11 protein-coding genes are annotated in these 20,661 nt (G+C 74.6%); 5 read left to right on the forward strand and 6 right to left on the reverse strand.

Annotation, left to right across the window (positions count from 1 at the left end; translation table 11 throughout):
• Position 1 precedes the first annotated feature (1 nt).
• Both ABD223_RS25650 and ABD223_RS25655 read right to left on the reverse strand, forming a co-directional pair.
• Positions 2–304 (reverse strand): STAS domain-containing protein, encoded by a 303-nt coding sequence (locus tag ABD223_RS25650; RefSeq protein ID WP_344039050.1) that lies wholly within the window; start codon positions 302–304, stop codon positions 2–4.
• On the reverse strand, positions 304–4,407 hold the full coding sequence (locus tag ABD223_RS25655) for a SpoIIE family protein phosphatase (RefSeq protein WP_344039051.1): 4,104 nt from the start codon (positions 4,405–4,407) through the stop codon (positions 304–306). The genes ABD223_RS25650 and ABD223_RS25655 overlap by 1 nt, the downstream gene beginning before the upstream one ends.
• A 283-nt stretch (positions 4,408–4,690) precedes the next feature.
• Between ABD223_RS25655 and ABD223_RS25660 the strand changes: the two genes are divergently transcribed.
• Positions 4,691–5,476 (forward strand): CPBP family intramembrane glutamic endopeptidase, encoded by a 786-nt coding sequence (locus ABD223_RS25660; RefSeq protein ID WP_344039052.1) that lies wholly within the window; start codon positions 4,691–4,693, stop codon positions 5,474–5,476.
• 114 nt (positions 5,477–5,590) lie between these two features.
• Here ABD223_RS25660 and ABD223_RS25665 read toward each other — a convergent pair whose 3' ends face one another.
• The gene (locus tag ABD223_RS25665; protein WP_344039053.1) at positions 5,591–7,033 is read right to left on the reverse strand and encodes a flavin monoamine oxidase family protein; all 1,443 of its coding nucleotides are present in this window, start codon (positions 7,031–7,033) and stop codon (positions 5,591–5,593) included.
• A gap of 724 nt (positions 7,034–7,757) precedes the next feature.
• Between ABD223_RS25665 and ABD223_RS25670 the strand changes: the two genes are divergently transcribed.
• Both ABD223_RS25670 and ABD223_RS25675 read left to right on the forward strand, forming a co-directional pair.
• Positions 7,758–8,945, forward strand: coding sequence for a cytochrome P450 (locus ABD223_RS25670; protein ID WP_380647523.1), 1,188 nt, complete (start codon positions 7,758–7,760; stop codon positions 8,943–8,945).
• A gap of 128 nt (positions 8,946–9,073) precedes the next feature.
• The gene (locus ABD223_RS25675; protein ID WP_344039055.1) at positions 9,074–9,757 is read left to right on the forward strand and encodes a Crp/Fnr family transcriptional regulator; all 684 of its coding nucleotides are present in this window, start codon (positions 9,074–9,076) and stop codon (positions 9,755–9,757) included.
• Between the two features lie 86 nt (positions 9,758–9,843).
• Here the strand turns inward: ABD223_RS25675 and ABD223_RS25680 are convergent, their stop codons facing one another.
• Together ABD223_RS25680 and ABD223_RS25685 are read right to left on the reverse strand one after the other, a co-directional pair.
• Positions 9,844–11,142 carry a glycoside hydrolase family 18 protein gene (locus ABD223_RS25680; protein WP_344039056.1) on the reverse strand — a complete coding sequence of 433 codons (1,299 nt, stop codon included), beginning with the start codon at positions 11,140–11,142 and terminating at the stop codon, positions 9,844–9,846.
• Between the two features lie 184 nt (positions 11,143–11,326).
• Positions 11,327–12,397 (reverse strand): alpha/beta hydrolase, encoded by a 1,071-nt coding sequence (locus ABD223_RS25685; protein WP_344039057.1) that lies wholly within the window; start codon positions 12,395–12,397, stop codon positions 11,327–11,329.
• Between the two features lie 242 nt (positions 12,398–12,639).
• On the opposite strand from ABD223_RS25685, the gene ABD223_RS25690 reads away from it, so the two are divergent.
• Positions 12,640–16,974 carry an nSTAND1 domain-containing NTPase gene (locus ABD223_RS25690; RefSeq protein WP_344039058.1) on the forward strand — a complete coding sequence of 1,445 codons (4,335 nt, stop codon included), beginning with the start codon at positions 12,640–12,642 and terminating at the stop codon, positions 16,972–16,974.
• 51 nt (positions 16,975–17,025) lie between these two features.
• Here the strand turns inward: ABD223_RS25690 and ABD223_RS25695 are convergent, their stop codons facing one another.
• Positions 17,026–19,911 carry a M48 family metalloprotease gene (locus ABD223_RS25695; protein ID WP_344039059.1) on the reverse strand — a complete coding sequence of 962 codons (2,886 nt, stop codon included), beginning with the start codon at positions 19,909–19,911 and terminating at the stop codon, positions 17,026–17,028.
• Between the two features lie 161 nt (positions 19,912–20,072).
• Here ABD223_RS25695 and ABD223_RS25700 point away from each other — a divergent pair, with 161 nt between their 5' ends.
• A complete protein-coding gene (locus ABD223_RS25700; RefSeq protein ID WP_344039060.1) occupies positions 20,073–20,477 on the forward strand; it encodes an MmcQ/YjbR family DNA-binding protein in 405 nt (134 codons plus the stop codon).
• The last annotated feature ends 184 nt before the right edge of the window (positions 20,478–20,661 follow it).

Here is a 20,661-nt window from a genome sequence, read left to right on the forward strand (position 1 = left end):
GTCACGTCGCGGCCTGCTCGACCTCCACCAGCTCGGTCAGGCCGCACACCCGCAGCAGGGGCAGCAGCATCCGGGCGGCCACGACCCGGATGTGGTCGGCGTGGTCGAACAGCACGTTGAGCGCGGCGCTGTCCAGGTACTCGACCGCGGTGAGGTCGACGGTCAGCGGCCTGCCGCGCGCCACGCCCGCCGCCACGGCGTCGGCGAACCCGCCGACGTTGGACAGGTCGATCTCGCCGGACGCGGTCAACAGCGGTGCGCCGTCGGGCGTTCTGGAGGGCACCAGGGCGAGTTCTGCGGTCATCAGCTGATCCTCACGTCCATCTCGACGGTCGTGCCGGTCGGTCCGGGGACGATGGTCAACTCCGCCGCGAGCGCGCGGATGACCTTGATGCCCCGGCCGCGGTAGCCGCTGGTGTCGGGCGTCGCCTGCCGCCACTGCCCGTCGTCGGTCACGGTCAGGTTCAGCCGGTCCGCCGCCACGGACGCGGCCAGGCGGATCACGCCGGCGGGCGCGTCGCGGTAGGCGTGCTCGACCGCGTTGGCGCACGCCTCCCCCGCCGCGATGAGCACGTTCTGGATGTCTTCCTGGTCCAGCCCGCAGCGGTTGAGCCAGGCGCGCAGCGCGTGCCGGGTCGGCGCCAGCTCCGAGGAGTGCGCCCGGAACTCCACGGCCAGCGGCGCGGGGTGGCGGTAGACCAGCAGCGCCACGTCGTCCTCATAACCGTCGCCCGGGCCCAGGTCGGTCATGAGCCGGGTGGCCAGCTCGTCCACCGGGCTGGTCCGGCCGTCCCGGACGGCGGCGGCCACCGCGGCGATGCCCTCGTCCAGCGAGCGCCGCCGCCGCTCGACCAGGCCGTCGGTGTAGAGCACGAGGGTGGCGCGGGGCGGCACGACCGCGGTGGCCTCCGGCCGCGGCCGGTCCGGGCGCACGGCCAGCGGGATCGAGCGGCCGCCGTCGAGCAGCTCGACCGGGCCGCCCGGGTGGGCGACGATCCCCGGCGGGTGGCCGGCCGCCGAGTAGACCAGCTCGCCCGTCGACGGGTCGAGCACGCCGCAGAACACGGTGGTGGACAGCGCGCCGGGCAGGGTCGCGGCGAAGCGGTCCAGGGCGCTCAGGGCCTGCGCCGGGCCGGAGTTCTGGAGCAGCAGCGCCCGGCACGCGCTGCGCAGCTGCCCCATCACGGTGGCCGCCTGGAGGCCGTGGCCGACGCAGTCGCCGACGACGATGCCGATGCGCCCGTCCGGCAGGCCGATCGTGTCGTACCAGTCGCCGCCGACGCGCAACGGCCGCGTGGCGGGCTCGTAGCGCACCGCGAAGCCGTCGTGCAGGTGCGGCGGTCCCAGGATCGCGTGCTGGAGCGCGAGCGCGGTCTCCCGCTGCTGGTCGATCTGGTGCACGCGGTGCAGGCCCTGCCCGAGGTGGCCCGCGAGCAGCACCAGCAGCGTCCGGTCCTCCGCCGAGAACGGCCGGTGCTCGCTCAGGTCGACCCAGATGACGAGCACGCCGCGCGGGTGCTCCAGGGCGATGCCCGCGTGCGCCGCCTCGTCCGCGTGCGGGACGAGCGGCGGCCCGGCGCGCAGGAGGTCGGTCGAGGCGCGCAGCGACGCCGGGAGGTCACCCCACCGGACGTCGTCGCCCGCGCACACCACCTCCGGTTCGGCCGCCGCGCCGAAGGTGACGGCGATCGCGCGACGCGCGTCCCACAGCGACCGCAGCTCCTCCAGCGCGCCGCTCAGCGCCTCGCCGACGGTGTCCGCCCGGGACAGCCGGACGCTCAGCGCGGCCAGCGCCGAGTCCCGCTGCACGGCGTGGCGCTCCGCGGTGACGTCCCGGAACGTGGCGACGAACATGCGGCGGCCGGTGTCGGGGTCGTGGACGCGGCTGTAGGTGGCGGCCACCCACAGCCGGTGCCCGTCGCGGTGGGTGACCGGGACCGTGCCGGAGCCCGCGCCCTTGTCCAGCATCGTGGCCAGGACGGCGCGGATGTCGAGGGAGTCCTCGGGGATCCACGGCTGCGGCAACGCGTAGGGCAGCCCTTCGGGGCCGTAGCCGAGGATCTCGGTGAACGCGGCGTTGACCTCGACGACGGTGCCTTCCTCGTCGCAGACGAAGAAACCCTCGTGCAGCGAGTCGGTCAGCGCCGTGCGCCACGCCGCGTGGTGGTTGCGCAGCCGCGCCAGCTGCACGTTGGCCCGCACCCTGGCCAGCAGGTCCGCCGCCGAGAAGGGCTTGACCAGGTAGTCGTCCGCGCCCGCTTCCAGACCCTCTATGGAGGCCTCCTGCCCGGCGCGCGCGGACAGCAGCAGCACCGGCACGCCCGCCGTGCGCTGGTCGGCGCGCAGGGCGGCGACCAGTTCCAGGCCGTTCAGGCGGGGCATCATGACGTCGCTGACCACCAGGTCCGGCCGGTGCAGGCGCGCGGCGTCCAGGGCGGCGCGGCCGTCGGTGACCGTGGCGACCTCGTAGGCGGGCGTGAGCAGCCGCCGGAGGTAGTCGCGCATGTCGGCGTTGTCGTCGGCGATGAGCACCCTGGTCGGCGCGGCGCCCGCGTCGGACCGGGTGAGCCGGACCGCCGCGCCGTCGGCCGCGAACCCGTCGGCCGCGCCCCCGTCCGGCGGGGCGTCCTCGGCGGGCAGCCAGCGCATGGCCTCCTGCACGAACGGCTCGGCCGTGCCCGACACCACGACGTCCGCGCCACCGGCCTCCACCACCGAGTCGGCGGGCAGGTGGGCGTGGCCGAGGGGCAGCCGGATGGTGAAGGCGGTGCCCTCGCCCTCGGTGCTGTCGGCGGTGATGGCGCCGCCGTGCAGGCCCACCAGTTCGCGCACCAGCGCCAGGCCGATGCCGCTGCCCTCGTTGGAGCGGGAGCGGGCGTTCTCGATGCGGTGGAACCGCTCGAACAGCCGCGGCACCTCGCGCTCGGGCACGCCGGTGCCGGTGTCGGTGACGGTCAGCACGGCGTGGCCGTCCTCCTCGGCCAGCGAGACGCGGACCGAACCGTCGAAGGTGTACTTGAGGGCGTTGCTGAGCAGGTTCAGCACGACCTTCTCCCACATCTCCCGGTCCACGTGGACGGGACCGGTCAGCGCCGGGCAGTCCACCTCGAAGGCCAGGCCGGCGCGCTCGACGGCGGAGCGGAATACGCTGGCCAGCTCGGCGGTGAACGCGGCCAGGTCCACCGGCTCGTAGCGGGCCCGCACCCGCCCGGCCTCGATGCGGGAGAAGTCCAGCAGCGTGTTGACCAGCTTGCCCAGCCGCAACCCGTTGCGGTGGAGCACCTCCAGCTCCTCGCGGACGGGCTCGTCGTCGGCGAACCGGTCCCGCAGCTCCTGGACCGGCCCCATGATCAGCGTCAACGGGGTGCGGAACTCGTGGCTGACGTTGGAGAAGAACGCCGTCTTGGCGCGGTCCAGCTCGGCCAGCTCCTCCGCGCGCCGCTGCTGGTCCTCATAAGCGATCGCCGCGTTGACCAGCGCGGCGGTCTGCCGCGCGACCAGTTGGAGGAAGGACTCGTAGGCGTCGTCGAGCGCGTGGCCGGCGCTCGCGGCGAGCACCATCACGCCCACCGGCTCGCCGCCCGCGTCACCGGTCAGCGGCAGCACCACCGCCTCCGTCGGCGGGGTGCGCCAGCCACCCGCGGGCAGTTCGCCGAACCGCTCGGCGACGTCCCGCAGCACCACCGGGTCCCCGGAGGCCAGCACCTCGCGCAGCGGCCAGGCGGCGGCTCCCTCCCGCCGCGCCCCGGGCGGGCTGGTCGCGACCAGCGCCGGCTCGTCCGCGCCCGGCGGGCACAGGTGGATCGCGGCGAACGGCACGTCCGCGCCCGCCCGCCCCAGCGCGGCGGCCACCAGGTCGCACGCCTCCGCGACGCCGTGCGCGGTGCCCGCCTGCGCCCCGAGGTCGTGCAGCACGGCCAGGCGGCGTTCGCCGACCACGCGCTCGGTGGTGTCGCTGACCGCGGTGAACACGCCTCGCACCGCGCCGTCGTCGTCGTGCAGCGGGCTGTAGGAGTAGGTCCAGTAGGTCTCCTCCCAGTAGCCGTGCCGGTTGACCGGCAGCAGGAGGTCCTCGGACCAGGTGGCCTCGCCGGAGGCCATCACCGACCGCAGCATCGGGCCGATGGTGTGCCAGATCTCGGGCCACACCCGGTCACCGGGCTTGCCCAGGGCCGGGTGCTTGCCGCCGAGCAGCGGCAGGTAGGCGTCGTTGTAGAGGAACCGCAGCTCCTCGCCCCACCACAGGATCATGGGGAAGCGCGAGGTCAGGCAGATCCGCACGGCCGTCTGGAGCGCGACGGACCAGGTGTCCGGCGTGCCGGTGCCGCTGTCGGCCCACGGGTGCTCGCGCATCCGCGCGGCCATCTCGCTGCGGCCGGGGAACACCAGGTCGGCGGGGATCACCACGACGCCTCCCCCGCCTCGCGGGGGCGCGGGGTCCGCACGTCGTCTCGCGGGCGCGTGGAAGGGCGCGCGCGCGTGGTCGGGGAAGCTGGCACCGGTCACCCCAGGCTGATCGGTCGGACACCTGCCACGCATCTTTCCCCGTGCGCGCGCCGTTCACACGACAGGGAGGCAGGTTCCGTCGACGGTGTCACCGAACGTGTTCCCGGGGGTGTTCCGGGACCCGCCCCGGTCCTCGTCATCGGATCGAGTTGCGCCGGGTCGGCGGTCCGGGTTATCCACGGTCGTGACCGTTGCCGAGAACGACCCGTCGCCGCCGGCGACTCCCACCGCCCGGGGCGGGCGGGCCGGGCTGCTGATGTTCGCCGTGTTCGCCGCCGGCCAGGCGATGATGGTGGTGGCGTCCCTGGTGGTGCTGCTGCCGTTCGCCGCGGCCGACCCCGGGCTGCTCGACGAGGGCGGCGGGCTGCCGCCCTGGCCGCTGCTGGCGCTGCTGGTCGTGCCGATCACGCTGGCCGCGCTCGTCGCGGTCGCCGGGACGGCGTGGCTGGGCGGCGGTCCGCGAGCCGGGCGGGCGCGGCGCGAACTGGCGTTCCGCTGGAACTGGCGCGACCTCGGCATCGGCCTGGCGCTGGGCGCGGGCGGGCTGCTGCTCACCCTGCCCGCGGCGGCCCTGTGGGCGGTGTGGGTCGGCGACGAGCAGGCCACGTCCGCGGTCGGCGACGCGTTCGCCGGTCGCGAGCTGGGTCCCCTGCCCGCCGTGATCGCCTTCTTGGCGGTGTGGCTCGTCGCGCCCATCGGCGAGGAGGTGCTGTTCCGGGGCGCGCTGTGGCGGGCGCTGGAGCACTGGGGCCTGAACCGGTGGCTGGTGTTCGCGGTGACCAGCGCCGTGTTCTCGATCGCCCACCTGGAGCTGCTGCGCACCCCGCTGCTGCTGGTGCTGTCCATCCCGCTGGGCCTGGCCCGCCTGTTCACCGGCAACCTGCTCGCCTCGGTGGTGGCCCACCAGGTCAACAACTTCCTGCCCGCCGTCGCCCTGCTGCTGACCACGACGGGCGTGTTCGCGGGGTAGCGGCGGACGCCCCCGGCCGACATGGCATCAGGCCGGGGGCGGTGTCAGACCGGGGGCGGTGTCAGGCCAGGGGGGCCGGCCTCAGACCACCCGTCGCGGTCGCCGCGGCGGCGCTCAGTCCTTCCAGGGCATCTCGTCGCGCATGCCCTCGTTGACGGCGTAGGCGTTCTTGACGGCCGCCTTCAGCGCGCCCTCCACCCACCGGCGGTGCCGCCGGTCGCACGCGTCGTTGGCGAACCACACCCGGTTGACCGGCCGGATCACGTCCTCGTAGAAGTTCTCGCTCATCTCGAAGGCGCGGAACAGCGGGCCGATGCCGCAGGCGAACCAGTCCAGCGCCCAGTCCTTGTAGACGCCGAACTCGAAGGTGTCCTTCGCCTCGGGGTGGATCTTGGCCAGGTCCTCCAGCGCCTGCGCCACGCACTCGTCGCCGGCCAGCGGCGTGTACGGCATGCTGTCCTGCTCCCAGCAGTAGGAGGCGATCATGACGCCCTTGCGGAAGCGGGTGTCCTGCCCGGCCGGCGGGTAGACGACGTTGCGGATCGCCAGGTCGGTGACCGTCAAACCGTGGGTGATGCCGTACCCGCTCTCCCACCACCGCTCGCTGAACTGCATGAACAGCTTGTGCGCGCGGCCGTAGTAGGTGTTGCGGATGGCGTACCACTTGTCCGGGTCGAGCCCGCCGATCTCCATGTGGCGCAGGCCGGCGAACGGGACGGTGACGATGCACTCGTCGGCGGTGATCACGTGCGTCTGGCGGCCGGTCCGGTAGTGCACCTGGACGTCCCGCTCACCCTGGTCGACGGCGTGGACCTGCGCGCCGAGCCGGATGTGGTCCATCAGCTCGACCTCGAACGCGCGCGGCAGGCTGTCCGCGCCGTCGACGATGTAGACCAGGTCGCCGAACACGTCCTCGTAGTAGTGCGAGAACCACTCGACCAGCGAGAAGTGGTAGCGGCCCTCCAGGTTGAACAGCGGTCCGAGCATGGCCAGCGCGCCGTCGCTGAGGCCGCGCTCCTTGAGGTAGCCCAGCAGGGTGTACCGGTCGTAGTCGTTCAGGATCCGGTGCCACGCCTTGTCCGGTTCCTCGTGCTCCATGATGTCGACGAGCGGTTGCACGGTGTGCCGCAGCAGTTCGTGCGGAGTTTTGCGCGCCTCGTCGGACAGCAGGTCGAAGTTGAACTGGTCGGCGCTGAAGTCGCGGCGGCGCACGCCTTTTCCCTGGAGGTACACGAACGTGTCCTCGTCGTACATCGGGAACGGCGCGGTCGCCAGCTTGAACCGCTCTTTGATCAGGTGCTGCACGAGCGGGTGCTGCTCGGGGAAGCGCATCGCGCCGAACTCGCCGTACATGTCGCCGGCGAAGCCCCGGTGGGTCAGGATGCGGCCGCCCAGGCGGTTCTGCCCCTCCAGGATCGTCACCTCGTGACCGGCGTCCCTGAGCAGCAGGCCGGCGGTCAACCCGGCCATCCCGGCGCCGACGACGACGATCCGCCGCTTCGGCGCGGAGCTTTCCGGCAGGCCTTCCCTGAGCAGGTCCAGGACTTCCACGGTCATGAGGTCACCTCATCATTCCGGCGATATCCACCGCGTGTTGTGAAAATGACAGGAGAGGTGGCCATCCTCGAATATGGACCGTACTCGCGCGGCAGACGGGCGACCACACCCCGATGGGGTGAGCCTGGATTAACGCGATACCGGGAAAAGAGCCGGGCAGAACGCGGGAATGCGGTGCACCCCGGTTCCCGGCCGCCGCCGAACGGGGTGGCAGGGTCCCCCGGTCAGGTGGCGGCGGCCCGCGCACGCCTACCGAGCCGCCCCTTCCGACCACGAGGGCGTGCCGCGCCGGGCTCGTCGAACCCGTTCGGGTTCACCGTTTCGGGTTCCTGCGAATGAGAGGTGAAACCAGCCCGATCGGCGACTACTCCAAGTAATCACCCAAGTTCGGTGAGTAGCGCCAGGTGGACGCCTCGGCCCCACCCGGTCGGAACCGATCAGCGGGCGTGCGCCGAGCCGCGGGGCAGCGGTCCGACACCGGCGTGCCGGCCGGGGCGGAGGGCCGCGTGCCGCTGCCCGGCGTCGGCGCGACCGCGCCAGGGGTCCGACTGCCCGATCGGGCACGATGCGTTGCAGCAGTTGATCACGGCGTTGATGATGTCCCCGGGGAGCCGGACAGCGCCGAACCGGAATTCGTCCACAATGGACAACCGGTTCGCCTGGACGGCAAGAGCTGCCCGCGAGTGGCGGGGCGCAGGGGGATACCGACATGACCGCCGGACACGTGACCACCGCGAGCGGCGAACCGATCGCCTACCCGTTCGCCCCCTCCGACGGCCTCGGCCTGGACGACGCGTACGCGGCGGCCCGCGACACCGCCGGGCTGCTCCGCGTCCGCATGCCCTTCGGGGAGGACGCCTGGCTCGCCACCCGGTACGCCGACGTGCGGCTGGTCCTCGGCGACGTGCGGTTCTCGCGGGCCGCGGCGGCGGAGCGGGACGAACCCCGCCTCGCGCCCGGTCGGTTGACCACCGGTCTCATGGCGATGGACCCGCCCGAGCACACGCGGCTGCGCACGCTCGTGGCCAAGGCGTTCACCGCGCGGCGCGTGGAGCGGTCCCGGCCGCGCGTGGCGGAGTTCGCGGCCGGGCTGGTGCGGGAGGTGAAGGCCGCCGGTGGGGCCGACCTGGTGGAGGACTACGCCCTGCCCATCCCGGTGGCGATGATCTGCGACCTGCTCGGCGTGCCCGTGGCCGACCGCCCGAGCTTCCGGGAGTGGAGCAACGGCCTGTTGTCCAGTGGCGACGTCGAGCTGTTCGACGTCAACCGCGAGCGGCTGCGCGACTACTTCGCCGACCTCGTGGCCCGGCGCCGCGCGGAGCCCGCCGACGACCTCATGACCGCCCTGGTCGAGGCCCGTGACGCGCGCGACCGGCTGTCGGAGGAGGAGCTGGTCGACCTGAGCCTGGGCCTGCTGGTGGCGGGCCACGAGACGACCGCGAGCATGATCGCCGGTTCCGCGTTCGCCCTGCTCGACCGGCGCGACCGGTGGGAGCGGCTGGTGGCGCGCCCCGACCTGCTGCCCGTCGCCGTGGAGGAACTGCTGCGCTACGTGCCGGTCAGCGCGAGCGCGCTGTTCTCCCGGTACGCCAAGGAGGACGTCGAGGTCGGCGGCACGGTGGTCCGCGCGGGTCAGCCGGTGATGGTGGCCATCGGCGCCGCGAACCGCGACCGGCTCCGGTACGACCTGGGCGAGGAGCTGGTCCTCGACCGCGCCGACAACACCCACCTCGCGTTCGGCCACGGCGCGCACCACTGCCTCGGTGCGCCGCTGGCCCGCCTGGAGGTCCAGGAGGCCCTGCGAGCCCTGCTGGCGGGCGTGCCGGACCTGCGCTTGGCGGGAGAGGTGGAGTGGAAGTCGCTGATGATCGTCCGGGGGCCGAAGAGGATGCCAGTGACGTCGGGCTCCTGACGCGGCCCCGCCGGGCCGACCGCCGCCCGGGCGCACCGCACGACGCCGCTGCCGAACCGTGGTGGAATGGTCCAGGACCGCGGGCCAGGCCACGCGGGGTGAACCGGGGCTTCTGTGAGGGGCGGCGAATGGGAGACGACCGACCGGACCGGGGGTTGCTGGGCCGGCTGGGCGGCGGTGTGGCGGACGCGATGCTCGCCCTGGGCAGCCCGGTCAGCTACACGGCGGATGACGTGGTGTTCCGCGAGGGCGACGCGGACGGGCACGTGGTGCTGCTGCTGCGCGGCGCGGTCAAGGTCCGGGCGGTCGACCAGGCCGGCGCGCCGGCGCTGCTGGCGGTGAAGTCCGCCGGCGACCTGGTCGGCGAGATGTCGGCGCTGGACGGCAAGCCGCGGTCCGCCACCGTGATCGCCTGCGGCGAGGTCACCGCCCGGCTGATCCGGCAGTTCGAGTTCCGGATGTTCCTCGTCCGCCACGTCGAGGTCCTGCTCGAACTGTTCCGGGACGCCGCCGACCAGGTCCGCTGGGCCAACCGGCTGCGGCAGGCCGTGCCGCGCCACGCCGAGCCCCGCATCGCCCTGGTGCTGGTGCACCTCGTGCAACGCCACGGCCGCTGGGCGCCGGGCGGCGGGTGGGGGCTGGACCTGCCCCTGACCAACGTCGAGCTGGCCTCGATCGCCGGCATGAAGCCCCGCACCGCCGAGAAGGCGTTCGGCGGGTTGCGCGACGCCGGGGTCCTGGTCACCGGCACCCGCCGCGTCGTCCACGTCCCCGACCTCGACCGCCTGAAGAAGATCGCGGGCCACTGCTGACATCGCTGTCCGGTCGCCGGGACGCGGCGGTGGACGGCGTTCGCGGGGCGGGCGCCACCGGGCCCGCCCCGCGAACGCGGTTCCGCTCAGCGCCGGTGCAGCCCGGCGACCAGTCCCTTGATCAGCTCACCCTGCGGCGTGTCGCCGTCCAGCGCCCAGATCATCGCGCCGCCCAGCTTGCGGTCGCGGATGAACCTGCCCTTGCGCTCCAGCTCGATCGGGTCGTCGTAGGTCCAGAACGTGGTGCCGTCGAACAGCCAGGCGTGGCCCGCCTTCTCGTCGCGGTAGAGCTTGTAGTCCCCGCTCGCCAGCAGGTTCTTGAGCAGGCGGTAGTCGTCGTAGCCCGGTTGGTAGGTGGCCGGGGCGGGGCCCGTGGACTGCTGGAACAGGCCGTTGTTCTGGTTGGTCACGCCGGTCCAGCCGCGACCGTAGTACGGCACGCCGAGCGTGATCTTGTGGCGTGGCGCCCCGCGCTCGATGTGCGCGTCCACGACGATCTCGCCGCTGTCCGGGGGCGTGGTCGGGTCGCCCGCGGGCACGCGGATGGCCGACTGCTGGTTGGTGGTCCTCTCCCAGGTGCCGTGGTAGTCGTAGCCCTGCACGGTGGCGAAGGTCAGCAGCTTGTAGACCGCGGCGAGCTCGTACCCGCGGTCCAGCGCATCGCGGTTGGCGGGCAGGAACGCGGTGAGGTCGTAGGTCCTGCGGTCCTTCAGGCCCTGCACGAACAGCTGCGAGCGGTACTCGCGCAGCAGCTTCGTGAAGTTCCGCTTGTCCTCGGGGCGCACGACGTTGCCGACCTCGCCCTCGGTGGACGGCCACTCCCAGTCCAGGTCGATGCCGTCGAACACGCCCTTGGCCGCACCGGCGGGCGCGCCCGGCAGGTTGCCCTTGAGCCACAGGTCGACGCAGGACTTCACGTGCGCCGCGCGCGACTCCGGGGTGAGCGCGGCGTTGGAGAAGTACTTCGACCCCGTCCAGCCGCCGAGCGAGATGTAGACGCGCAGCCGGGGGAACTTCTGCTTGAGCTGCTTGATCTGGTTCAGGTTGCCCGCCAGCGCCTGGCCGGGCCGGTCGGCCCGGCCGTTGACGGCCCGGTCCGCCGGGAACGGCCGCTGGTAGTCGGCCACCGGGTCGGAGCTGACGCACCTGCCCTGCTCGTCGAGGAGGCCGAAGGCGTAGTTGAGGTGGGTGAGCTTGGCCGCGGTGCCGTTCTCGACCAGGTAGCGGACCGGGATGCCGCGGTCGGCGAAGCTCCACTGCGTGTAGTACCCGACGGTGCGGACGGCGTTGTCGCCGTGGCGGTCGTGGGCCTGGGCCGGTGACCCGGCGACCGACAACCCGATCGACAAGGCGACGGCCACGACGGCCGCTCCCCATCTCTTCATCGACATGGTTCTCCTCGCACTGGCGGCGGCGGGATTCTGGTCCAGACCACGCTAGAGTGAGGTCTAGACCACTTCTACACCCGGATGGCGTAACCGAAGGCTCGCGCCGGGACATGGGGGCGGACCGGCCGCTCCCCCGCTGTCGACGCGCCGGGCCGACAGCCGGGGAGGACCGCCGACGGGGTCACCGGCCGGGTGGCGCCACCCGCACCGCCGCCACCGCTCCCGGGAGGGGTCGGCGACCGGTCAGGACCGGCAGCCCGGACGGGTCGCCGTGCAACTGGTGGCGGTAGAACGCGATCGCGTAGGCGGTGAGGGCCTCGCGCTGCCGGCCGGGCGCCAGCTGCCGGCCGGGGCAGGTGCTGTCGTCCTCGCCGAACAGGAACGGCGGCGTCCAGGCGGTGTTGTAGGAGTTGTGGTTGCCGTCGCGGAGCGACACCGAGTAGTCGGTGACGGTGTTGCGGCCCCGCAGGTCGTCGAGGTACTCCTGACCGCCCTCGCGGACCGCGCCGTCGCACCCGCTGGTGACCACCGCGAACGGCACGGTCGTGATCAGGGTGTCGCTGTGGTCGCCCTCCGGGACGTCGAACTTCACCGGCGCCAGGCCCAGGACCGCCCGCACGCGCACCCCGGGCGGCCAGTCGCCGCGGTGCTTGTCGGACGCCTGCCACATGACGCCCTTGCCGCCCCGGGAGTGCCCCAGGGTGCCCACCCGGGTCATGTCGACCCGACCGGTGAACCTCGACGCGACGGCGCGCCCGTCACCCGCGTCGAAGATCCGGCCGGCCAGCGGCCCCGTCCCGGAGTCGACCAGCAGCTGCCACAACCGCAGGTGCTCGTTGACCAGCCGGGCCCGGTCGCCGTAGTCGAACGAGGTCTGGTTGATGCCGTTGGCGCCGATCGACACCACGACGAACCCTCGGGCCGCCAGCGCCGCGCCCAGGTAGTCGTAACCGCGGTGGCTCGGGTACGGGCGCGTGCCGGCCGGGCAGGGCCACCCGACGGCGTCCCGGCTGTCGCAGCCCCACCACGAGCCGTGGGCCATGACGACGAGCGGCACCCTGCCGGTCAGGTGGCGCGGGTGGTGCACCACGGCCCGCAGCTCGCTGACCGTGCCGGTGCCGGGGTCGGTGAAGGCGGTGTCGCCCAGGTCGTACCCGGCGACCGCGACGGGCCCGGGACGCGGCGCCGGAGCACCGCTCCACGCGGACGCGACCTGCGTGGACGTGACCTGCGCCCCGGCCACGAGTGCCAACGCCGCCACCGCGGCGGCTGCCGTTCGAATGCGATTCCCCATACCCCTCGTCACGGGGCGCGCCGCCTCGGCGTTGCTCCTCGGGCGAACGCGCCTGCCGCCGGTGGACCGCACCCGGGCGGTGCGTCCCGCCGATCGGTGGAACTCGTCCCGAACGGGGTGTCCGGCCCCGAGGTCGCCGTCCATGATCGATGGATGGTCAACGCCCCTGCGCGCTGCGTCGGAGAAGAGGTTCGGTGGGCGTGCCGGGGGCTCCGGTGACCGCCCTGCCCGACGAGGGCGCGCGAATCCTGGTGGTCGCCTCGTCCACCGATCCGTCGGACGTGGTCGGGCGGACGGTCCGGGACCTGCGGACGGTGCTGGTGGAGCGGTGCGGCGTCCCGCCCGAACGGCTGCGCGTGGCGCCGGACCCGGCTGACGCGCGGACCGCGGCCGAGGTCGTCGTCGAGGAGGCGGGGCGGGCCGGGTCGGCTCTGCTGGTGTACGTCGCCGGGCGGTGCCTGGTGAGTTCCGCCGGCGAGTGGTACCTGGTGGTGGACGGTGTGGCCGGGCCCGGGCTCCTGTCGTTGTCGGTGCTGCGGCAGGCGTTGCGGACCGGTCGGGCGCGCTCGGTCGCGGTCGTGCTCGACTGCTTCACCGAGGACGACGCGGCACCGCCGCGGACCGACGGGATGTACGTCATCGCCTCTTCCGGGGCGGGCGTCCCCGACGAGGCGGACGGGCACACCGCGCTGGGCGGGGCGCTGATCGACCTGCTGGTCCGCGGCGACCCGCTCGGTCCGCGCCTGCTGACCCTGGACGCGGTGCACGACGCGCTGTCGCGGGCGTTGCCCGAGGCGGCCCGGCCGTTGCCCCTGCCAGCCGCGGGCGACCCGGCAGGGGCGCTGGTCGTCGCGCCGAACCCGGCCGCGCGGGCGGGCGGACCGTGCCCGGGGCTGCTCCCGTTCGGGGAGGAGGACACCGGGCGGTTCCACGGGCGTGAGCGGGTGGTCGACCGGCTGGTGGAGGCCGTGGCGCGACCGGGGCCGCTGGTCCTGGTGGGTCCGGCCGGGTCCGGCAAGACCTCGCTGCTGCTCGCCGGGCTGCTCGGCCGGTTGCGCCGCGGTGGTGTGCCGGGCGTGCCCGCGGACCTGCGCTGCCGGGTGGTCACGCCGGGGCCGGAGCCGCTGGAGCGCCTCGTCGGTGGTGCGCCGGGGGCCGCCGACGTGCTGCGCCGGGACCCCCACCGCGCGGAGGAGGTGCTGGGCGGGCGGTCCGTGGTGGTGGTCGACCAGGCCGAGGAGCTGTTCGCGCTGTGCCGGGACCCCGCGGAACGCGCCGCGTTCGTGCGCGTCCTGTCCGCGCTCGCCGAGCGGGGAAGCGCCGGGACGCCGGTGGTGCTGGCGCTGCGGGCCGACTTCTGCGGCCACGCCGCCGCGCACCCGGAGCTGGTGGCCGCGTTGCGCGACAACCAGGTGCTGGTCGAGCCGATGACACGCGACGAGCGGCGTGCCGCGATCGAGGGGGCCACGGCCGGGCTGGAGCTGGAAGACGGCCTCGTCGACCTGATCCTGGCCGACTCGGACGCGGTCGGCGGGGCCTCGCCCGCCCCGCTGTCGCTCGCCCCGCTGTCACACGCGCTGTGGACGACCTGGCTGCGCCGCGCCGGGACGCGGCTGACCGTCGCCGGCTACCGCGACGGCGGCGGGGTCGAGCACGGCGTGGCGCGGTGGGCCGAGCACGTCCACAGCCGGTTGGACCCGGCCGGGCAGGAGGCCGTGCGCCGCGTGCTGCCGCGGCTGGTCGTCCTCGGCGAGGGCGCCGCCGACACCGCGGCGACCCTCGACCTGGAGGCGCTGACGCACGGGCTGCCGGACGTGCCGGCGGCGCGACGGGCCGTCGCGCGGCTCGCCGAGGCGCGACTGCTCGTCCTGCGCGACGGCGCGGTCCGGATCAGCCACGGCCTGCTGTCGGGCGCCTGGCCCAGGCTCGCGGAGTGGCTGGACGCCGAGCGGGACTGGCGGCGGGCGCGCGCCCGCTTCGCGGCCGACGCCGCGCGGTGGGAGCGGTCCGGGCGGGCCCGGTCGCTGCTGTACCGGGGAGAACGGCTGGCGGAGGCGACCCGGCTGGCCGTGGCGTCACCGGGCCGGGCCGCCGACCTCGATTCCGGGACGACCGGTTTCCTGGACTCGTCCTGGCGGCGCGACCAACGCGGGCGGCGTCGTCGCCGGGTGGTGGTGGCGGTCCTGGCGGTGCTCGCCGTGTCGGCCCCGGCCGGACTGGTGGGCGCGGCGGTGTTCGGGCAGCAGGCCCGACGGGCGGAGGACCTGGCCCTGGCCCGCTCGCTCGCCTACGAGGCCGAGTTCCTGCGCGACCGCGAACCGGGCCTGGCCAAGCAGCTCAGCCTGCTGTCCCACGGGCTCGACCGGGACGCGGGCCGGCGGGCGGTGCTCGACAGCCAGGGCACCCCGGGGTTCCTCGGCGACGACAAGGCGGCCACCGACCTGGTGCACGACGCCGAGGGCCGGGTGCTGGCGATCCCGACCGGCGACGGCATCACGCTGCGCGGCCGGGACGGCTCGGGGCGGATCGACCGGCTGATGACCGGGGCGGTCGCCGTGAGCCGGGACGGCGCGCAACTCGTCGCGGCGGACTTCGACGACGCGCGCGCCGAGCGCGGTCAGCTGCGGTTCTGGGACGTCACCGACCCGACGAGCCCGCGGCCGACGGCCGAGGCGCCGATGCCGGCCGCGGTGAGCGCGCTCGCCTTCGCGCCGGACGGCAACACCCTCTACGCGGGCACGGTCGCGGGCTCCGTCCTGATCTGGGACCTCGCCCGGCGCGACGCGCCCCGGGCGCTGCCGCCGCTCGACGCCGGCGCGACCCGGGTCGACTCGCTGGCGGCGGCGCCCCGGGGCGGGCTGCTCGCGGGCGCGGGCGTGGACGGCGGGGTCCGGCTCTGGGACACCACCGACCCGGCGCGCCCGACACCCGTCACCACCATCGAGGGCGAACCCCACGAGGAGTTCGACGGCACCATCCGCGAACCCCTGCACCGGGTGGCCTTCGACCGGACCGGGCAGCTGCTGGCGACCACGTCGGTCCACCGCGAGACCGGCAACCCGAACGTGTGGCGGCTGGACGACCCGCGCGCGCCGCGGCGGATCCCCTACGCCGACGAGACCCGGGACACCTCGTCCCCCGGCCCGTGCGGCAGCGGCGGGGTGACCTCGCTGGCGTTCAGCCCGCGCGACGAGCACCTGGTCGTCGTGTGCGGCGGGCACTGGCACGTCCTGGCGCACCAGGCCGAACCCGCGCCGGGGGCACTGGTCGAGGGCGCTTCGTCGGAGCGCGTCGTGACCGACTCGGGTCCGGTCGTGTTCGACCCCGCCGGGCCGCGGCTGTTGCAGGCCACCGGCGCCGGCGTCCTCGTGTGGGACCTCTCCGACCCCCACCGGCCCGGCGTGAAGGGCTTCGTGCCGATGACGCCGGGCACCGGGGGCCGGCTCGCCTACCGGGCCTCGGGCGACCGGCACCTGCTGGCCATGCAGAACGTCGGCGCGAACTCGCTGTGGGACGTCGCGGACGTGACGGCGCCCAAGGCGCTGTCCACCGGGCCGGCGCCGAACATGTTCACCGGCGCCTCGATCGCGCTCAGCCGGAACGGCGGGCTGCTCGCCGCACCGGAGCTGTACGACGAGGGGCGGCTCGTCGGCATCGGCCTGCGCGCCACCGACAGCCTCGGCGGCGCGCCGCTCGCCCTGATCGAGGACCTGGACAACGGCATCGGCGAGCTGGTCTTCAGCCCCACCGCGCCGCTGCTGGCGGTCTCCGACAACAACGGCCTCGCGTCGGGCAACCGCACCGCGCCCAGCGTCCGGCTGTTCGACATCGCCGACCCCGCGCACCCGCGGCAGGTCGCCAAGCTGCCGCTGGAGGCGTGGGAGCTGGAGTTCTCGCCGGACGGGACCTCGTTGACCACCCTGCTGCACGGCGAGACCGCGGGCTTCCCGTTCGACCCGGAGGCCGGCAAGCAGCTGCGCGCGCTCGACCTGTCCGACCCCGCGCGCCCGACCGAGCTGTGGCGCAAGCCCCTGCCGCCGGGTGTCGGCGCGGAGTTCGCCCACAGCCCGGACGGTTCGCTGTTCGTCGCGTTCGACAACAGCCAAACCCTGCGGCTGTGGCCGGTGGTGGACCGGAGACCGGTCGGCGACCCGGTCCGGGTGAGGGTCGGCGACGGGGCGGGCAGCAGCCGGTTGGCGTTCAGCCCGGACGGCAGGCGGCTGGCGCTGATCGGCGGCTACCGGGAGGGGACCGACCTCCTCACCCGCCCCGAGATCTGGGACGTGTCCGACCGGACCGCGCCCTCCCGGCAGTTCCACCTGCCGGGAGGCGGCGTCGCGGACTTCTACGACCTGGCGTTCAGCCCGGACGGGACGACGCTGGCGGTCGTCCGGGCCGGCGCGGGCGTCGACCTGTGGGACACCGACCCCGAGCACGTGGTCGCGGGGCTGTGCAACGCGGTGGGCGACCCGATCAGCCGGGACGAGTGGGAGCGCTACCTGCCCGGTCGGGAGTACCGGCCGCCGTGCCGGTGACGGTGTGGGGCTGGGTCTGGGTCTGGGGCTGGATCGGCCGGGGTCTGCGCGTCAGCCGCCGACGATCTCGGTGATCCGGCCCAGCGTCGCACCGGCCGCTTCGACCGAGCCGTTGAGCTGGTCGAGCGACTGGAGCAGCAGGCGTCGCGCGCCCGGCCCGTCGGGCTGCTCCAGCGCGGCGGCGCAGTTGCCGCTGCCGCGGGTGGCCTGGTCGACGAAGGTGGCCCAGCGCTCCTGCGCCCGCGCGTCGGGCACCCGGAAGTAGCGCTGCGCGTCCCGCGCGATCCGGCCGAACTCGGCGCAGACCGGCAGCAGGGACGAGACGTCGCCGCCGTTGGACGCGGCCTCTCGCAGCACCGCCAGCTGCCGGGCGGAGTTGTCGGCGATGCGCCGGTTCAGGTCCTCGCCGCCGCGGTGCAGCCAGGCGTACGCCTGCGCGGCGCGCGTCCGGGCGTCGACCGGCCGGTCGGCGGCGCTCGCGAACAACCGCATCGACCCCCCGGCGGTGTGCTCGCCGACGCCCCGGTGCCACAGCACGACCCCGGAGGCGGCGATCGCGACGGCCGCCGCGCACAGCACGGCCACCGCCCGGCGGCGACCGGTCAGGGCACGGGGGTTCCGGTGCGCCCGGGGAACCGTCGCGCGCCCGCGCGCCCGCCGGACGGCCTCCGCCACCGCGGCGACGGCGAACGCGACCAGCGCGCCGATCACGACCAGGGGCACGAGCGTGACGTCGACCGCGAAGCCGGCCGCGGTGAAGTGCGGGCCGCAGGTCGTTTCGAGCGTCCGCAACGGCTCGACGCACCCGTCGACCGAGGTCAGCACCAGCACCCCGGCGAAGCCCACCACCGCCGCCGTCTCGGCCGCGATCACCGTGACCACCAGCCGGTGCCGACCGGTCCGCGCGGCGGCGACGGCGGCCACCACCGTCCCGCCGACCAGCGCGACGAACAGCCACACCTGGTAGGTCAGCGCGAACAGCGCCCCCTCCCCCGGCGGCAGCGGGCGCCACGTGTGCAGGTGCGCCTGCACCCCGACCACCGCCGCGCACGCCAGGGCGCCGCCGAGCAGGCCCGGCAGCAACGCGCGCCGCAACGGCGGCAGCGCCGCGTCCCCGACCGCGACGGCCCCGGTGCCGTCCAGGGCGGACCGCAGCCAGCGCGGCGTGCCGTCCGGCGGGCGGACCGCCCAGGCGAGCAGCGGCACGACCCACAGCGCGCCCACCGCGGCCGGCAGCACCGGCGCGGACAGGCCGTGCAGCACGGGGTACACCGCCGCGAACGCCGACACCACGTCCCCGTACCTGGCGGCGGCCTCGCCGAGCCCCTCGGTGAGCACGGCTCGGACCTGCCCGGTGCCCAACGGCCACCCGGACGCGAACGCGACGCCGTTGTCACGCCACCAGGTCAACCACGACGCCAGCGCCAACCAGGCGGCTCCCAGGGCGGCGACCACCGCCCACCGGGCGGCACGCCCGCGCCACACCGCCGCCCACAGCCGGGCGCACTGCCCGGTCCACCAGGTCACGGCCACGCCCGCCGCGACGACGAGCAGCAGCGCCTCCGGGTGGGCGGGCACCCACTCGGCGATCGCCACCCGGTTCAGGAACAGCTCGCCCGAAGCCAGCCCGCCGCCCAGCCACAACCCGACGAGCGCGCCGGACGGCGCGGGTCGCGAGGTGGCCGCGGCGTGCTCCTCGGCCCGCCACAGCGCGAACCCGACCACCCCGACGACCAGGCCGGCCGGGATCAGCGGGAGTGCTCGGGTGACCCAGTCGAGCAGCGGGCCGCCGCGGGCCAGGTAGCGCTCGACGTAGGCGCCGAGCTGTGAGTTCACCAGGGTCGCGGCGATGCCCGTGAGGAACACCGGCAGGCCGCGCACCCCCAGCAGCGCGCCGGGGTCGGCCAGCGCGGCGCGGCGCAGGTCCAGCCTGGGGTGGGTGCGCCACAGCTCGGTGAACGACGCTGCCGCCCGGCGGAGACGCCCGGCGGGTTCCGGCGGCACGGTGGGTTGCGGTGTGGCGGGTTGCGGTGTGGCGGGTTGCGGTGTGGCGGCCCAGGTGCTGTGCGCCGCGCCCCACCGGGCGGCGGCGACGTCGGCGTGGACCTCCCGGCTGCGCAGCACGTCCAACCGCGCCAGGTGGACCAGCAGGACCATCAGCACGGCGAGCAGCACGCCGCGCACCCCGAACGGCTGGTCGCTCGACCACCACGTGTCCCGGAACAGCGTCATCGCCGTCCACACCGCGTACGGCAACAGCACCAGGCCGACGAACACCCGCCACAGGGCGATGGTGGCGTAAGTGAGGGTGATGTCGCCGTGGCGGATGTGCGCCAGCTCGTGCAGCACCACGGACCGGAAGTGCTCCGGGCGGGTGGTGAGGCGGGTCAGCAGCCCACCGGACAGGCGCAGCACGGGTCTCCGGTTGCTCCCGAACACCACCGCGCCCGTCGAACCCGACAGCGGCTCGACCACGACCCTCGGCACCCGGTCCAGGCCGGCCTCCGCGGTCGCCGCCGCCACCGCGAGGCCGATCGTCCCGTCCCGGTCCACCGCCTCCAGCGGCACGAGCCGGCGGAACCGCAACCGGGAGGCCGGTATCAACCGGAAGAGCAGGACAGCGCCGAGCAGCACCGCGACCGGCCACCCGAAGACGGCCCACCACGGCGGTGCGGGCTGGTACCGGTCCATGCACTCGAAGTAGGCCTCGAGCTGCTGGGCGAGCACCAGTTGGACCTGGAGGGTGCCGGCGTCGGGATCGACCCCACCCGCCAGTTCGCACCCCCGGCCGGACGAACCGGAGACGCTGCTGAGGACGTCGTGCATCAGCGCGCCGCTCGCGGCGACCATCAACACCATCAGCAGCGCGAAGCGCACCGTGGTGCCCGTTCCCATCACCCGTTCGTCGGTGGGCGGCGACGCGGTCCCGGTGGTCACGGCGGTCCAGTGTCCGGGTTCGCCGCGACCGCCGGACCGACCGAACGGGAAAGCACCCCATCGGATCAACGGCGAGGGCGGCCGTTTGGCCGGGATCGCCGGTGGAGCGGAATTGTCGGGGGTGATCGATAACGTGCGGGGCGAGCGGAAGGAGGGGGACCGTGGGGGACCCGGACGAGGTGGTCGAGCGGCTGCGGCGGATCTGCGTGGCGCTGCCCGAAGTGGTCGAGGAGCGGGCGTGGCGGGGCACGCGGTGGAAGGTCCGCGCCACGACGTTCGCGCACGTGCTGGAGGTCGAGGACGGCGACCCGCCGTCGTACGCGAAGGCGGCGGGCACGGACGGACCGGTGAGCGTGCTGACGTTCCGGTCGGAGGGGGCGGAGCTGGCCGCGCTGCGGCACGCCGGTCACCCGTTCTTCTCCGTGACGTGGGCGGAGAACGTGATCGGCGTCGTGCTCGACGGTGGCGTGGACTGGGAGGAGGTGACCGAGCTGCTGACCGAGAGCTATTGCGCGTCGGCGCCGCAGAAGCTGGTGGACCAGGTGCACCGGCCGGCCGAGGTCTGAGCGGGCCTGTCGGTGGCGGCCGGGCCGGTTCGCCGGCCCCGGCCCCCGGCCCTGCCTGGCCCTGGCTTGTCTGCCCAGCCTGCCTGCGAGGCCCAGCCCGGCCCTGCCTCTGCCTGCCTTGCCCTGGTCACCCCAGGCCCGACCTGATCTGAGCCCGACCCGACCGGTCTCAGCCGATCCGGCC

Source organism: Saccharothrix xinjiangensis, from assembly GCF_039527585.1.
Taxonomy (GTDB): domain Bacteria; phylum Actinomycetota; class Actinomycetes; order Mycobacteriales; family Pseudonocardiaceae; genus Actinosynnema; species Actinosynnema xinjiangensis.